The following is a 16,971-nucleotide window of genomic DNA, read 5'->3' on the forward strand; positions in this document are numbered from 1 at the left end:
CTTCTTAAGGGTTTTTCTATCTCATAAAAAAACAAAACGGCTGCTTATATTTAGAAGCAGCCGTTCTGACCAATAGTAACTTTATATTAAATAGTTTAAAAATCTGCCTATTTTACCACCATCAACTTTTTGGTTTGAATTTCTCCTAAAGGATTTCTAAGCATAAGTACATAAAGTCCTGATGGATAGAAATCTTCATCAAGGTTAATTGTTAAACTTCCTGTTGAATTGTTAATAAAATAAGTGTTCATCAATTTACCGGTGTAATCGTAAATGTCCAGTGTCAGCGTTTCGCTAAAATCGTCATTCAACATTATTTCTACGTTGTTTGAAGCAGGATTGGGAAAAACTTTCCATTGGAAAGTTTCGGGTTTAGCACCGCCACCATTGCTGCTGCCAATACCCACCCAATACCAGCCTACGATGCTGTTTCCTTCTGAATCGGTTACTAAAACCATATACCAGCCGGAAGCAAGACCTGTAACATCCTGTGTCGTACTTCCATTGTTCCAGAGATAAGTATATGGGCCGGTTCCTCCAGATACTGTAATGTCAATAGCTCCATCTGCAATACCTGCTGCTGTTGCCGAACTTACGGTATAGGCAATAATTGCCAGACTATTGTTATTAGCAGTTGAAACTTCTCCGGTTGCCTGACATCCGTTGGCATCGGTTACTGTGATTGAAAAAGAAGCACTGCCAATAGTAAAAACAGATAGACCACCGGTAGTATTGTTGTTATAAACAAATGCAAGACCTGTTGTAGTCCATACATAAGTATAAGGAGCAGTTCCTCCTATTGGAGTTATTAAATATTGGACAACATTATTGGACAGAGCGCTCGAAGGAGTGGTGCCAAGATTATTAGCACTGATTTGTAGAATTAACTCTGAAGTTGCATTGATGACAAAGGTTTGTGAAGTTTGTGCACCATTGGCACCGGTTACTGTAACTGTATAGGCCCCGGGCGCTAATCCACTGATACTATTACCAGTTGAGCCATTGCTCCACGCATAACTATAAGGAGGAACACCACCTGTTGCAGTAGCAGTGGCACTTCCGTTGTTTAACCCGCAAGATGCATTAATTGTACTGATATTCAAAACAATGCTACTTGGATCAGTATTCGGTGAATTTACTAAGACTGTAGTATTCGCCTGACATCCATTGGAATCGGTTACTACAACCGTATAAGTTCCGGGAGGAAGTAGAGCTGTATAAAGACAATTGCCAACTAATCCTCCTGTTCCGGGTAGTGGGGCTCCTGCCGGATTAAACCATGTAAATGTATATGGAGCTGTTCCACCGGTAGCCTGAGCACAAACAAAACCACTATTTGTGGAATTAAATGTTGTAACGGTTAAAGAAGAATTAGTGTTTACCGTGAAAGTTGCAGAAGCAGTACAATTATTTGCACTTGTTACAACTACCATATATACACCTGAAGTCAGGTTGGTGATACAATTTAAACTATTGGTACTTGGAGGTAAAACTGTTCCGTTAGCAGTGCTCCAAACATAAGTAAACGGTCCTGTTCCTCCGGAAACAGTTGCACACGCTGTTGCATTTCCGGTACAGGTTGTTTGCGACAATAATACATTTACATTCATGGAATTGCCGGTATTCACGTTGAATGTGGCAGAAGCTGAACAACCATTGGCAGCAGTTACTACCACCATATAAGTTCCTGAAGTGCTGATGGAAACGCAATTTCCGGTAATAGTACTAGCAGGCAACTGCAATGGCGCAGTACCCCAGGTATTGTACCAGGTATAGGTAAATGGTGGCAATCCTCCGGTAACTAATGCGCAGGCGTTTACTACTGCGTTACATCCGGGTTGAGTTAACTGAACTTGCAATCCAAGACCTCCGGAAGGTTGGATGGTAAAAGATGTTGATGCAGAACATCCATTTGCATCTGTTACCACTGCCATATAGGATCCGGGAGTTAAACCGCCCACACAATTATTAGGAGTACTGGTATTTGTTGCTGGTGTACCATTAGCGGTCAGCCATGTCAAAGTGTAAGGGGCAGTTCCTCCTGTGATTGTAGCACAGGCACTGCTTGCAGCTGTTGTTGCTGTACATCCACCTTGAGATGTTAAAACATTGATGTTGAGGGGGGTGGGTTGTGTTACTGTGTAGGAAGCTGTTTGTGTGCAATTTACACAGGTAACTGCAACAGTATAGACTCCGGCAGTTAAGTTCCCGATGTTTTGGGTTGTTGCAGTGAACCCATTAGGGCCACTCCATAAAAAGTTACAAAGAGTTCCTATTGTATTCGATGCAATCAGGTTAATTGCACCATTATTTCCACCATTACAACTCACATTTGTAATATTTGCAGATAATGCAGTATTGCTACCGGTTGCAGATAAGAGTACGGTTTGAGAATAAGTACAGTTATTGGAATCAGTGATAGTAAGAGTATAAGCACCGGCAGGTATCATATTAATACAAAAGTCATAATTTGAGTTAGGAGTACTATTTACTACCGGTTGAGTTCCGCTCCAGGTTACAGTATAAGGCGGACTACCTCCAATAATATCGCCACAAACATTTCCGAGTACAGTGCCACAAGTTGGTTGAGTGATGTTCAACAGAACTGATAATCCCGGGTTGGGATTAACAGTAATACAAGTAATAGCATAACAACCTGCTGCATCCTGAACGAGCGCTGTATAAGATCCGGGGGGGATATTTGAACTACAAACAGTTGAATTTAAACTGATGGGTGGCATGGTAGGCAATGGCCAAAACAAGTTATTTACCACAGGCAATGTAATTGCCCCAATATTTGGTGGATATGCAGGCATGCAACCAGCAAAGAAAGTCCAGTTATAAGGCGGTAATCCACCGGCAGCAGTGATACAGCCTGATGGATTTCCTCCACAATCCGGATAATCTAAAGCCTGTGTTAAACTAATTGAACTGCCGGATGAGCCTTGAACTATGATTGTTTGTGACACTGTACACCCCATTGAGTTAGCAGCAGTAACAGTATAAACTCCAGGGCCAACCTGATTGATACAACTTCCAATTGAAGCATTTCCGACAAAAGTAGTACCCTGAATAATATTGCCATTTGCATTTGTCCAGGTAAAACTAACTGTATTGGTAGCACTGCTTGTCATATTCACCCAAGCACATACGTTAAATGTGTTACAACCGACTTGTTCCACAGAGTATTGAAGGGAAAGGGATAGTGGTGCTATAGTAAACACTTTCGTGATGTTGCAACCCTGACTGTCAGTAATTATAACATAATAGCTTCCTGCAGGCAGATTTGAAATACAATTGCCGGATGTGCCTGCAACCGGAAGTACTTGTGTTCCATTAGAATTGTACCAGGTATATGTATAAGGAGCCAACCCGCCTATAACCTGTACACAAGCCGAACCTGAAGTGCAATTTGGATAAGTAACATTCACCCATGCCTGTAAATTATTATTGCCTCCCAAGGTTACCGTTTGCTGATAGGTACATCCATTGCCATCGGTGATATTGAGCATATAAGTTCCTGCACCAAGATTATTAAAACAAAAATCGGGCGCATTGTCATTTTGATAAAAAGTAATGGCGGCCAAATTTCCAAAAGAAACGGTGTAAGGGGCTTCTCCTCCAAATACATCTCCACAAACACTACCGTTATTATTTCCACAGGTTGGTTGTTGAATGGTCAATTGAGCAGAAAGTGTTGACATGGCAGGATTTACTCCGGAAGGAACATAAACAGTAACGGTTTTAGTGCAAGAAGCATTTGCTGAATTGCCCGGAAATACGATAGTAAAGGTATAAAATCCGGCTCCGAGATTACTGATACAAACCGGAAGTGAACTGACAGTACCGGTAGCACTGCCACCCGTTCCAGAACCAGAAGCTCCCCCACCCTGCCAGGTGAAAGAAAAATTGCCTACAAATCCGGTTACATACAAACAAATTCCTCCTGATGCTGTATTGCAATATGCCGGATCAACGGTAGCAGAAACCGAAACATTACAAGTGTTGCAAGCGTTAGGAGACCATGTAGTAACTCCGCCATAACTCTGAGCCTCACAGCTATTGGCATAAGTTATACCATTACAGCCACAAACAGGTGCAAAAACTGTAGGACATCCATTGTTTAAATTGATTTGTGCAGGATTAATGCAACTTGTATTTTGCCCCTTAGAAGTTTGGGGCAGAAATAGGACCACAACGATTAAAATAGCCATCAGAGCTAAAAACCGGTTGTTTTTGTATAAGTAAATCATAGTAGCGTTATTTAGAAAGTTAAGAGTTGTTTTATTATTTTCCAGAGGCAAGAATTCCCCTCCACAAATTTAAATCTTACTTCAGTAATTTCAAAATACAATTTTTAAGGGTTGTACAAAGCTATCAAGACTATCAATTAATCTAAGTTATTGATTATCAGGAGTTAAGCTCTTAAATTGTTAAAAACTAAATTAGTTGCTTCAAAATAGTTCTAATTAAAATTATTGCATAGAATCAAAATTTCTTCTCCATCAATTTGTAATAAATTAACATTTCGCTCGAACTTTTTCTACCCTTATCAATTTACCACGATTAAGCCTTTTTTTTAAAATTCTTGAATATTAATTAGCGCTAATCAAAAGATTTCTGACAAACAATTTTTGATGCTGTTTTTAGACAATCAAAATAGCTATTTTTGTGATTAAAGCAGGTTTGCAAAAAAAAGTCTGCCTAAAATTATCACAGAATTGTAAAGAATTATGAACGAAACTGTTTTTAAGCTAAACAGAGGTGAATCGGCACGTTAATTGAACTTTAATCCAAAATTTTATTATCTTATGAATAAATCACCCCTACTATTTATTTTAATGCTTTTCACTATTATAAGTGCGAGCAGTTGCAATAAAAATAAAGATAAAATAATCGGAACATGGGAGCGATTCGATGATGAATCATCAGGTACTGTTATTAAAGTTGAACGAACGGGCGATTTTTTAGAAGGAAAACTTCATCACGTATCGGGAAATTTGGTGGAATTAGGGTTTGAAGCTGGTGATGTTAAATGGAAAGAACTCGTTGCTGATACCAAAGAAAACAAGCGTTATATTGGCAAAGATTTAATCAAAGCAGTTGACCAAAACAATAAAGTCAGTCACACAGAATATGTTGATATATACATAGAGTTTTTATCGAACGATATTGTTCAAATACTCGACCCTTCCGGTTCACAGGGAGGTATGAATAAACCCCAAAAATGGCGCAGAATTGAAATTTAAAACAGAAAATCCCCAAGGTAGAGAAAAATAGTGCGCTTAATTTAAAGATTTTTGTTTTCTGAAACCACCGTATTGATAGTTCACCCGTTGCCTTTATTTCTACCTAATCAGGGTTAAATTTCCTTTTTTAATTACAATGTCCCCATTGGTATAAACTGCTTCCACGATGTAGGCATATACACCCAATTCGGCTTGGGTATCTTTATACATGCCATTCCATCCAATATTCAAATCCTTTGAAGCAAATATTTCCTGCCCCCATCTGTTATAAACTACAACAGAAACTTGTGTGATATTTCTTCCAGCAACTCTGAAAACATCATTGACCCCATCACCATTGGGAGAAAATGCATTTGGGATTATAATTGCTCCTCCTTTTAATACCGAGATACTGATGCTATCTTGAGTACTGCATCCGTTTGAGTTGGCTACTACTACAGTATAAGTTGTTGTATTGGTTGGTGATGCTTTAACCTGAGGACAATTATCGCAATCCAAACCTGTTGAGGGAAACCAGGAATATGTAGCAGCTTCTCCGCTGATTATTTGAGGCTGAACTATGACAAAACTGCCTTCATTAATTTCTGTATCTTCCGGAAGTGCAATCGTAAGTAAGTCCGGTTGTGATATCGCTATTGAGTTAGAAGCAGATAAACAACCATTAGAATCCTGAACCAAATAATTATAGCTTCCGGCTTCAAGTCCTGAAACCGTATTTTCGTTTAAAAATGTTTGACCATCATCAGTAGAATACGTATAAGTTCCCGTACCTCCGGTTGCTGAAATGGTAAAAGCACCTTCATTCCCCCCAAAACATAAAATGTCCGTTGTTATTTGAGCATCTGAAATAACCGGAACTATTGCCGGAATAACCGCTTCTGTAGTTGTAGCACATCCGCTTACATCAGTAACCAAAATATTGTGCACGCCCTCTGTTAAACCGTTAAAATTCCCATTTGTTTGAAAAGTCCCACCGTCTATACTAAAAGTATATGGAGGAAAACCACCGGTAGCAGACAAACTGATACTACCCATTGAATCTCCTGCACATAATCCCGGTACGATATTATCTATTTGTGTAACCAAAGGAGGTAGTCCGGTTATCACAAAATTGAGTTCATTAAAACAACCACCACCATCAACCACAATAGCATTATATGCGCCCGGAGCGAGGTTGGTGAATTCTGTTTCAGTTTGTGTTATAGTCGTCCCTGATGGAGTTGTCAAAGTAAAAGTATAAGGTGGAATTGTGCCGGAAGCCATCAAAACAGCTAACCCGTTGCCCGGATTACAAGTACTTGGCACAGAATAGGACAATGAAAAGTATGGAATTTCTGAATTGGCTAAAAGATAGGAAATGATTTTTTCACAATCATTAGCATCTGTAACGGTTACATTGTAAAAACCTATCGGCAGTCCTGTTACCGTAGAGCCGCCAATGGCAGTTTCAGAAAAACCGGTACTCCATTCATAGAAAAAAGGCGGCTGTCCTCCACCGATAACTGTAACGCTGCCGGTCAGAGGATCATTGCAAGTGGGAGAAACACCGATAATTTCAGGAATTGTACAACATGAAAGCAAGGCTTTAAAGGTAAAATTCGGATCATTGGGACAAGGGCTTGAAGATGCGTTCCAACTGCCTGCTTCTGAATCTGAATAATTAAAAAATTCTATACTCAAGTCTTCACCATCTACTCCGGGGGGACAGGCAGCTTTAGTCGTAATAGTCATGCAAAATTCCCAGTTACAGGCATTTCCGGAACTGTAATCACCAAAATCATTTCCGGGATTTCCGTCATTGTTGCGATCGTAAAAAAATCCCGGTCCCACAGCTCCTACATTAGTTTGTGCATAAGTAGAAGTTCCCTGAACACTATCATACCAATCCCAAGTTCCCTGACCGTCGCAACTTGCCGGTGAAACAGGAGTAAGTGTGGTTAGATCCCATGCTGAGCCAAAAACCGGAACTAAGCCATCAAACCAATCTGCCGAGTTTTCCTGATATCCACCAACTAATAGACAAATCTGAACAGTTTGACCGGCTTCATAAGTGCCGAGATATGGAGGAGGATCTACGGTTATGGTTTGGTCAATGATACAAATTGCTTCAAATGTCTGATAGCTATTGATACACAATGAATAATTCCCGGTATCTGAAATGTTACCGCCACTAATCTGAATATAATAGGTAATACCAACAGAAACTGGTGAAAATGAGGTGTTTATATAACCGCCACTCTCATTAACTATGCACTTTAATCCAATTAAACCATCACAAGTGTTTTGATACAGAGCAACCATAGAAGTGTCAAAGTCACTATCTAAGACAATGTCCAATAAGTTACCTACGGCGGTAAATGTAAACCATACATCGGCAGCCGGAGATGGTGCATCAGTTCCTCCAAAACAATATCCCTGATTAATATATGGCAATTCGCCCAAGGCAGTTGAAGTACTTCCAAGTAAGCAAGCTGGAATAAATGGAGTTAAAGTACCAAAATCGGTAGCATTTGCACAATCGTCATTACCGGTTTGAGCGAAACCGGATATAGAAGCCAAAAACAAAAATATCAGGTAAATATATTTCATTTAGTATGACTTTTAAGAGGCGTTAAAGAACAGTTAGATTAGGATGCTGCAAAAATAACCATAGTGATTAAATACTTTGACATTTTACAGGTATAATGCATTAAAAGGTACTCGTCCGACATTTTAAAACGGTTTACTCTTTACTAAGAAATGCTTATCGAATTTTAATTCAACACATTGTTTAATATTTAAAAGCAAAATTTAGTGCTGTAATATTTTTAAACAAAAAAGGAGCAACCTTGTACAGGTGCTCCTTTTCAAAATTACCGAATCTGTTAAATAGAGTTTGGTAACTAACAATATTCCGTGAACATTGTCTAATTTATTTGGCAGTATAAAAAATAGAAAGTTTTAACTGACAGAAGTTTGCTTGCCTTTTAAAGAATTTTTTAAAAGCTATTTTTTATCATCCTGCATGTTGAGCATTAAAACTGATCATCCAGTTAATTCCAAATCTATCTGTAAACATCCCAAAATAATCACCCCAAAATGTATCAGCCATAGGCATTGTTACTTGTCCACCTGCAGAAAGTTCATTAAAAAAACGATCAGCGTTGGCTTTTGAATCGGTATTGATTGAAAGAGAAAAATTGTTGCCTTGTTTGAAAGAAGTTGCCCATTCTCCTCCGGTATCACTTCCCATTATGCAGGTTTCTTTGCTGATTTGTAATGACACATGCATAATTTTGTTTCCCATTTCTTCGGTCATTGGTTCTGAACCCTCTTGTGGTGGCATATCTTTGAAACGACCTATATAAGAAAATTCCCCTCCAAATACGGATTTGTAAAATTCAAAAGCCTCTTCACAATTATTGTGAAAGGTTAGATAAACGTTTACTGTTGTCATGTTAAATTGATTTATGTGAATTAAAAAATGTGCCTGATTGAAGCTTTGAAACTAATTAAAATTTAAAAAGGAATGGGTTGCAAAAAATCTTATCGCTAAGCTGTTGCAAAGCTAAATACTTTAGCTGAATTTTGAACTACTTTAACTAATATTTTTTGCAAAAAATTTTTATGCTGCAAAACTTTGTATTTTGCTGCCATATTCATTTTGGAAATCTTAAAGCACTGACTGCATTCAGCATCATTTAAGGTATATACTCAATCATAACGCTTCAAGCTGAAAAGAGCAGGTTTAGTTTAACTTGTGAAATAGTTAAACAATTAGTATGCCTAATTGAATGAAACAAGTTTTTCTTATTCTACTATAACCACATTCATATCAGTAGGCCGTTATAAATAACAAATTAATCCTCCTAAAGCCAATTTTGTCCAGAAATTTAGTATTAAATGCAAAAAAATAAGGCGGACTTCCCAAGTTTAAAGGTATTTATCTTGGAAAAGATGGCATTTTTGTTTGATAAAGGACGAAACTTTAGTAGATAAGTTGAAATTCATGTGAATTTACCGGACTTAAAAAATAAAAAAATTGCCTTTCCATTCATTTTTGAAACTGGTTTTGGTGTGTTTCTTACTCCATTTAAAACTTTTGAAGTAAGAAATGCCCTGTTTCTTATTCCAATTTGATTTTTTGAAATAAGAAATGGGCGGTTTCTTATTTCATTGTTGAATTTTAAAGTTGGAAATGCCCTGTTTCTTACTTCATTCTTGAATTTTAAAATTGGAAATGCCCCGTTTCTTTCTTCAATTCTAATAAAAGAAGTTGGAAATGCTCTGTTTCTTATTCCATTTTCCTTTTTTAAAACAAGAAACAGGTCATTTCTTATTTCATTTTTCTTCTTGTTAATGATGTTTTTTCTTTTGTTTGAAAACAGTTTAAGCTAAAATGAACTCTAATAATGTAAAGTGCTTTCATACACCTGCTAAGTTTTTTTTACTTAGTTTTGTGGCAATATTCACTAAACAAATCGTTAGCTTTTTATGATTAGCTTATTAACTTTGATATTGTCAAGCCCAGACGGCTCCCCTAATCCATCCTCTCATTTATTTTTGATTGCCGGAGTTTTTATAATTATGTACTTTTTTATGATACGTCCACAAAGTAAAAAAGCAAAAGAGGCGCGGACTTTTATGGAAGGACTTCAAAAGGGTGATAAAGTAGTAACTATAGGAGGAATTCACGGTAAAATCTTAAAAGCTGATGACACTTCAGTACTTTTGGCAATAGATGTTAATACAAAAGTGCGAGTTGAAAAAACAGCAATTTCACATGAATATACTAAGTTGCTAAATTCAGGCAAGTCAACTACCACTACCACAGAAGAAAAAGAAAAGCCTGAACAAGAATAATTTGGAGGTATAAAGGCAATTTTCATTTAAATAAAAAGCAGGTCTTTTTGACCGGCTTATAAATGAGTCATAACCACTGATATCATCCCAATTTATCAGCATGGAAAAATTAATAAGTTCGGGTGACCGCTATATTTTGTTAGCTTCAATGCTTGCATCCTGCATAATCTGGGTGTTTATTTCCCTGTCTCAGACCTACAATATTGAGGTGGCTGTGCCTGTAACCTATATCAACCTGCCTGACGATAAGGTGTTATCCAAGCCGTTGCCAGAAGAATTGTTTTTATACGTTAAAAGCAAAGGAACTAACCTGATTTGGCAATTTTACCTTTCAGGCAAAGGTGTGCAGATAGATCATAGCAGGTTGTTGAACAATAAAGTGAATACTGCCAATTTAGTGCATCAGTTCTCGATACAGTTATCTCAATTAGAAATCAGAGAGATCAGACCTGACACCATATACTTTATTTTTGAGCAAAAATCTGAAAAGTTAGTTCCGGTAAAACTGCAATATGACATTACAACAAATAATGCGTTTGACTTGAAATTAGTCAGTGCAGCACCGGATACTATATTAGTCTCCGGTCCCACTTCATTAATTGACACTTTAACAAACTGGCCATCTGAGTTATTTAAGTATCGCGATATCAATCAAAACTATAAGGGTAATATTAAGCTGCAAACCCCTGCACTATCTTCAGTTACAATTAGCACAAACGCGGTTGAATATGAGATAAAAGTGGAAGAATTTACAGAAAAAACATTGCTCATTCCAATAGAAAGGGTTAATTTGCCCCCACATCAAACCGTATTTATGTATCCATCTGAAGCAACAGTAGTGTTTCAGGTCGGTATAAGCGAATTTGATCAAATTGAATCGTACTATTTTAAAATGATTGCCGATTTTGAAGAAGTAAATTTTGTGTCGGATACAAGTGTTCCATTGCGGCTTGCCGAAAAGCCGATCAGTGTGCGAAATGTTCGTTTTAGTCCTAAATATGCTGAATTTATAATAGTTGGCAAGCCTAAATAATAAGTGCGACTTCTTTTTTAGACATTTAATTGTCAAACAAAAACTATTGTCATGCTCAGCGTAGGTATTACCGGTGGAATTGGAAGTGGAAAAACCACAGTCTGTAAGTTGTTTGCTTTGCTGAGGGTTCCGGTTTATAATGCAGATGAAGCAGCAAAGATTCTTATGCAACAAGACAAAATGCTGATAAAAAAAATTAAAAAGTTGTTTGGAAACGATATTTATTCGGAAGACAATAGCTTAAACCGCAGACAATTAGCGGCTATTGTTTTTTCGGATAAATCAGCTTTGGAGGCCTTGGAAAAAGTGGTACATCCTGCTGTGATGAAACACAGTGAGAAATGGGTTAAAAATCAAAAAACACCTTATGTGTTGAAAGAGTCTGCGCTCTTATTTGAAAGTGGTTCCTTTAAAGAAATGGATAAAATTATTATGGTATATGCATCGGAATATGTTAGAATAAAAAGAGTACAAAAACGAGATGGTTCGACAACCGAAGAAATAAAAGCCAGAATAGCCAAACAATTGCCGGATGCCTATAAAATTTCGCGTTCCGATTTTTTGGTAAATAATGACGGCAGGTTGTTGCTTATTCCTCAAGTCTTAGATATTCACAAACAACTTCTGATTGATGCTGAAAACAGGTAATTTTAGAAGAATCAAACCCTATAAATTACAATAAGCAAAACAAAACCCTATACTACAAAAAAATCCGGTTTTTACATCAAAAAAAGTAAAAACCGGATCTTTAAAAGATGCCACAGATTACATGAATATGTTTACCTAATATTTGGAATTGCTGAAGTAATCTTTCGGCAATGCAAACTTAAGCTTTTTTTTTAAAACTCCGGCATCTTTTTTAACATCATTATTGTTTTTTATTTAGACGCTTTTTTATCTTTTACATTTTTCTAACCAATTTATTCAATAAAAAATGGATGTTACACACTTGCATTTATTGCTCAATCATTTTCCAATTATTGGAACATTAATCGGATGTGTTGTTTTAATTTTCGGACTGCTTAAAAAAAGCAGAGAGGTTCAGTTAGTAGCGTGTTACTTGTTAATTGTTATGGCTTTTGTGTCCTATCCGGTTATGGAGACAGGAGAAGGTGCTGAAGATACCGTTGAAAAAATTGCCGGTGTTTCCGAAACCATTATGCACAATCATGAAGAGGCTGCTGAATCCGCATTTACGGTGATGATCATAACAGGCATACTTTCTTTATTGTCTGTAATCCTTCATTTTTTGAAGAAATCATATTTTATCTGGTCTGCAATTATTACCTCAATAGTTGCTGCTGTTGCCTTTGGTTTTATGGCCAATGCCGGGTATATTGGAGGGCAAATACGACATACAGAAATACATAGCCCACATTTGTTAAATAACTCAACTACCAATTCAACCTTGCAAAATGACACGGATGATGATTAATTATGGCAATTTTAAATTAGTGCCTCCACACCTGTTTTCTGAGAAAATTACTTTATGGTATCCTTTCTAAGAATATTTCTTCCGGTTTTTTTCCTGTTTTATTTCGGGATGACCTTTGTCGTAAAAAGTCTAATGACCGCAAAGACAATAGGAAAAAACCCGATTGTTTTACCAAATGACGATTCTGCCTATGGGTTAATTGGATTTTATTTTCGGTTAACTATGCTTTTGTTGTTAGGATATGTGCTAGTTTTTGCCTTTATCCCCTCAATCTATTCTTACTTCTTACCTATATCTGAATTGGAAAGAGATTGGGTTAAATTAGTGGGAATAGGGTTGTTGATTTTATCTTTTGGATGGGTAGTCATTGCTCAGTATCAAATGAGACAATCCTGGCGGATAGGTATAGACACTGAACACAAAACAGAGCTCATCACTACCGGTTTGTTTTCTGTTTCCCGAAATCCAATTTTTTTGGGTATGATATTTAGTTTATTTGGTCTTTTTTTGGCTACCCCGAATGCTTTAACTGCACTCATTTTAGTGATGGGTTACGTATTAATTCAAATACAAATCCGGTTGGAAGAAGAATTTTTATCCAATCAACATGGAGAAACATATAGACAATATAAGCTAAAAGTCAGGCGGTTAATTTAACAATTTACATCATTCTAAGTGCCTGCTGTTATTTTAACCTGTTTTAGCAATTCCTGATCTAAGGCTTTAAGCATGTTTTCAAAAACATTCAATTGCAGGGTTTCTCCTGTTTTAATATCGGTTACAGTTGATTCTCCACCTAAAATCAAGCTGATAACTGAACCATCGAATCCGCCAATTATACTAACGCCTCTGTCATTGATAGTAGATGGGAAATCGTCTTTTCTTCCGGTTACGTACCACCATATCACTTTTATGTTTGGCAATCCTACTTCTGATAGTTTCTGCATCATAGCTTCGTAGTTTGTCGTGTCATTTTCTTCAGTAGCAATATCAAACTGCAAATCACTGATCACTAACAAAGTGCTTGGAAAATCTGAAACCGGAATATTCGGATTACTTTTACGCACTCTGATAATTTCATCTATAACAGATTGAAAATTTGTATTCCCCCAGGCTGTTTCAGCATTTTTTATCTGCATGGCCTTATCTGTGAAACTTCCGGACAGTTTCATTACCTTCGAAACAGAGTCGAACATAACCACATAATCTTTAAAAGCTCCGGTATTAAGTGAAGAGAAATAAATACCCAAACTAACACAAATATCAAATGCGGTTGTATCAGCTACTTTAGCATTCATTGAACCTGAAGTATCGAGCGCACACCAAACATTTTCACTGATGCCATTATTGTTTTGATTTGCTGTTTCAAGTAACCCCTCGAATTGTTTGTCAATTGTATATCGTTGAGCTAACCCCATCTTGGTGTTTACAACTGACATAAGTTCATATACATACCCTGTAAATTTAGCTACAGGTTGCTGTTTAATCCATTCTAAATATCTTTCTTCCTGACCATGACGCTCTAATGTTCTTTTGCCATCACGACCAATATGGTTGACTAAATTGAACAATGCTCTTCCGGAAATTGATTTAAATTCTAACTGATCCCAAAGCCCGGAACAACAAAGTTGTTGGAACTTATGTGCATTTCCGTCGGCTTTGAAAAGACGATAATCAGTTGGTGTCCAACCTAAATATTTGCATAACCCGTAAGCAAATTTATTTAACTGATGATGTCTTTCTGACTTGATATTGCTATTTGAACGGATTCGGGGCAAATATTTGGCAAGCAGTTCTTTGTTATATTCATCTGCCAGTCCGCGTTTTATCAGTTCATAAATTTGTTGCCGGTCTAAAACCTCAATTAAGCCTTTGTGCCAAAGGTCTTTCCAAACCCCTGCAATCGGAATTAGCCATAAGTTTTGATAAAAAATATCGGGTTGATATTTTGAAAGCCATTTTATTGCCGATCTGAATTCACTTCGATTGCCCTGACCGCGTTGAACTGTTTCTGAGTTAAAAAAGCCTTTTGTTTTACGGGTGATTATGCGAAGGTAAAACACAATCTGAAGTGTAATTTTTGGGGACTCTGCCCAAATAGCACTGATATCTGCAAAAACTTCTTCATCTTTTCGCCTTCTGTATGTTGCACATTTAGCAAAATAATCTACCAGGGCGTTGCCTGTTGTACTATTTGAAACTGCTCCATTTTCTGTGTAAGTGTCATATTGTCGAATTGCGGTTAGAAAAAGGTTGTTATTCATGTATAAATTTTTTTGTAAACCAATATATAGTCGGAGATAAATTATCCTTTTAGAGTAAAATTAAAATGCAGTTGATTTTAAACACCTGACTGACAACAAATTCAACTTAAAAGCAGATTGCAATAAATTGCCTGCCTTTACAATTATATATTTGTCATATTTGACAAAATTAAAAAAAGAACAAACAGAAATCCTGAATTGTTACAAAAAATTGATTCCACAAACTAAAACTCCATTCTTATATGTCCATAATTCCTATAAATTTAAAAACCGGAACAATTGCCGAAACCGAGCAAAAGGAAATCAAAAACATAATTGTTGGTATAGATCTCGGTACAACAAATAGCCTTGTTGCCTATATAGACAATACCCTAAAATCTGCAGTTGCCATCAAAGATGAGAACGGAAATAACAAATTAGTACCATCAATCGTACATTTTGCCGAAGACGGAAGCATAGTTGTAGGCAATCATGCTAAAAAGAAACTCATCGAAAAACCTGAAAATACCATATATTCTGTAAAACGTCTGATGGGAAAGGCATATACTGATATTAAAGAACATTCAGGCTTTTTTGGGTATCGGATTATTGATGATGATACGGAAAGCCTGGTCAAAATAAAAGTTGGAAACCGTTTTTACACACCGATTGAACTTTCTTCACTCATTTTAAAAGAGTTAAAAAAACGGGCTGAACATGCACTGCAACATCCTGTCAGCAAGGCCGTGATTACCGTTCCTGCTTATTTTAATGATGCTCAAAGACAAGCAACCCGAGATGCCGGTAAATTGGCGGGTTTAGATGTATTGCGTATAGTTAATGAACCAACTGCTGCAAGTCTGGCTTATGGAATTGGATTGAATCCTGATGAAGTTAAAACTATTGCTGTATATGATTTGGGAGGCGGCACTTTCGATATTTCAATTTTAAGAATAGAAAATGGAATTTTTGAAGTATTGTCAACCAATGGGAACACCTTTTTAGGAGGAGATGATTTTGACCGGTTAATTGTAAACCATTGGATGGAATATCATCATATTGAACCAAGTTTGATTCAATCCGATAAATCGTTTGGACAGTTGATTCGCCTGAAAGCAGAAGAAGCAAAAATTGCGCTAAGTGAAACTGATAAATGGGAAGGGATGGTTGGTAAATATCATTGTCAAATTGACCGGAATAGTTTTGATAAAATGACGTTGCCTTTGATAAATACTACTTTGGAACTTTGCGGGAAAGCCCTGGAAGATGCCAAACTCAGTTTCGCACAAATTGATGAAGTAGTCATGGTTGGAGGATCTACAAGAAGTCAGGTGGTTAAACAAAAAGTTGCAGATTTTTTTGGAAAAACTCCGCATGATGAGTTAGACCCTGATGAAGTTGTCGCCCTTGGCGCTGCTGTTCAGGCTGATATACTTGCAGGCAACAACAAAGAATTTTTATTACTCGATATTACACCCCTATCCTTGGGAATTGAAACTATGGGTGGGTTAATGGATGTTATCATTCCCCGAAACAGCAAAGTGCCTACACAGGCATCCCGTCAATATACTACACAATTAGACGGACAAATTAATATGCGGATTAGTGTTTTTCAGGGGGAACGGGATTTGGTGAAAGACAACCGCAAACTTGGAGAATTTACACTGGCCGGAATACCGGCAATGCCTGCCGGATTGCCTAAAGTAGCCATTACTTTTATTTTAGATGCTGATGGGATCTTACAAGTTAGAGCAAAAGAACTTCGCTCCGGAATTGCACAAGAAATTCTTGTTAAACCACAATATGGACTGAATGAAGAACAAATGTCCCAAATGTTGTTGGATTCAATAAAGAATGCGGAACAAGACCGGCAACAACGTGCATTGCTTGAGGCAGTCAACGAAGCTGAAAATCTGATAGGATATGCAGAAAGCTTTATCAGGAAAAATGAAAAACTTCTTGAAATGGCAGAAATTATAGAAACTAAGCGCCTAATAGGGGAACTTAAAGAAACAGTTAATACCTCGACCGATAAAGATTTAATTCATCACCATATTGAAAATTTAAATGAATATACCCGCCCTTTTGCAGAACGGATTATGGATCTGGCAATTTCAAATGCCATGAAAGGGAAAAAAATCTAAGATTTGAATTGAAGCATATGACTAT

At 37.0% G+C, this 16,971-nt stretch carries 11 protein-coding genes; 7 read left to right on the forward strand and 4 right to left on the reverse strand.

The features are described from left to right. Window positions 1-107: 107 nt before the first annotated feature. Window positions 108-4,253 (reverse strand): T9SS type A sorting domain-containing protein, encoded by a 4,146-nt coding sequence (locus IPM47_13405; protein QQS27867.1) that lies wholly within the window; start codon window positions 4,251-4,253, stop codon window positions 108-110. A gap of 558 nt (window positions 4,254-4,811) precedes the next feature. On the opposite strand from IPM47_13405, the gene IPM47_13410 reads away from it, so the two are divergent. Beyond that, window positions 4,812-5,249, forward strand: coding sequence for a hypothetical protein (locus tag IPM47_13410; GenBank protein ID QQS27868.1), 438 nt, complete (start codon window positions 4,812-4,814; stop codon window positions 5,247-5,249). 99 nt (window positions 5,250-5,348) lie between these two features. Here IPM47_13410 and IPM47_13415 read toward each other — a convergent pair whose 3' ends face one another. Both IPM47_13415 and IPM47_13420 read right to left on the reverse strand, forming a co-directional pair. Then, window positions 5,349-7,838 (reverse strand): gliding motility-associated C-terminal domain-containing protein, encoded by a 2,490-nt coding sequence (locus IPM47_13415; GenBank protein QQS27869.1) that lies wholly within the window; start codon window positions 7,836-7,838, stop codon window positions 5,349-5,351. A gap of 406 nt (window positions 7,839-8,244) precedes the next feature. After that, a complete protein-coding gene (locus IPM47_13420; GenBank protein ID QQS27870.1) occupies window positions 8,245-8,685 on the reverse strand; it encodes a VOC family protein in 441 nt (146 codons plus the stop codon). A gap of 1,037 nt (window positions 8,686-9,722) precedes the next feature. Here IPM47_13420 and yajC point away from each other — a divergent pair. The 5 genes from yajC to IPM47_13445 all read left to right on the forward strand — a co-directional run bounded on the left by yajC (window position 9,723) and on the right by IPM47_13445 (window position 13,216). Beyond that, entirely contained in the window at window positions 9,723-10,091 is a 369-nt protein-coding gene (gene yajC / locus IPM47_13425) for a preprotein translocase subunit YajC (GenBank protein ID QQS27871.1), read from the forward strand. Between the two features lie 100 nt (window positions 10,092-10,191). Continuing rightward, window positions 10,192-11,124: a hypothetical protein gene (locus IPM47_13430; protein QQS27872.1), complete on the forward strand. Its 933-nt coding sequence runs from the start codon at window positions 10,192-10,194 to the stop codon at window positions 11,122-11,124. 51 nt (window positions 11,125-11,175) lie between these two features. After that, a complete protein-coding gene (locus IPM47_13435; protein QQS27873.1) occupies window positions 11,176-11,772 on the forward strand; it encodes a dephospho-CoA kinase in 597 nt (198 codons plus the stop codon). A gap of 286 nt (window positions 11,773-12,058) precedes the next feature. Next, complete coding sequence (locus IPM47_13440) at window positions 12,059-12,559, forward strand: hypothetical protein (protein ID QQS27874.1); 501 nt, start codon at window positions 12,059-12,061, stop codon at window positions 12,557-12,559. Window positions 12,560-12,613: 54 nt separating this feature from the next. After that, window positions 12,614-13,216, forward strand: coding sequence for an isoprenylcysteine carboxylmethyltransferase family protein (locus IPM47_13445; protein QQS27875.1), 603 nt, complete (start codon window positions 12,614-12,616; stop codon window positions 13,214-13,216). 14 nt (window positions 13,217-13,230) lie between these two features. Here the strand turns inward: IPM47_13445 and IPM47_13450 are convergent, their stop codons facing one another. After that, window positions 13,231-14,823, reverse strand: coding sequence for a DUF2828 family protein (locus IPM47_13450; protein ID QQS27876.1), 1,593 nt, complete (start codon window positions 14,821-14,823; stop codon window positions 13,231-13,233). A gap of 242 nt (window positions 14,824-15,065) precedes the next feature. Here IPM47_13450 and hscA point away from each other — a divergent pair, with 242 nt between their 5' ends. Further along, entirely contained in the window at window positions 15,066-16,946 is a 1,881-nt protein-coding gene (gene hscA / locus IPM47_13455; protein ID QQS27877.1) for a Fe-S protein assembly chaperone HscA, read from the forward strand. Window positions 16,947-16,971 lie beyond the last annotated feature (25 nt).

Source organism: Sphingobacteriales bacterium, assembly GCA_016700115.1.
GTDB lineage: Bacteria > Bacteroidota > Bacteroidia > Chitinophagales > UBA2359 > UBA2359.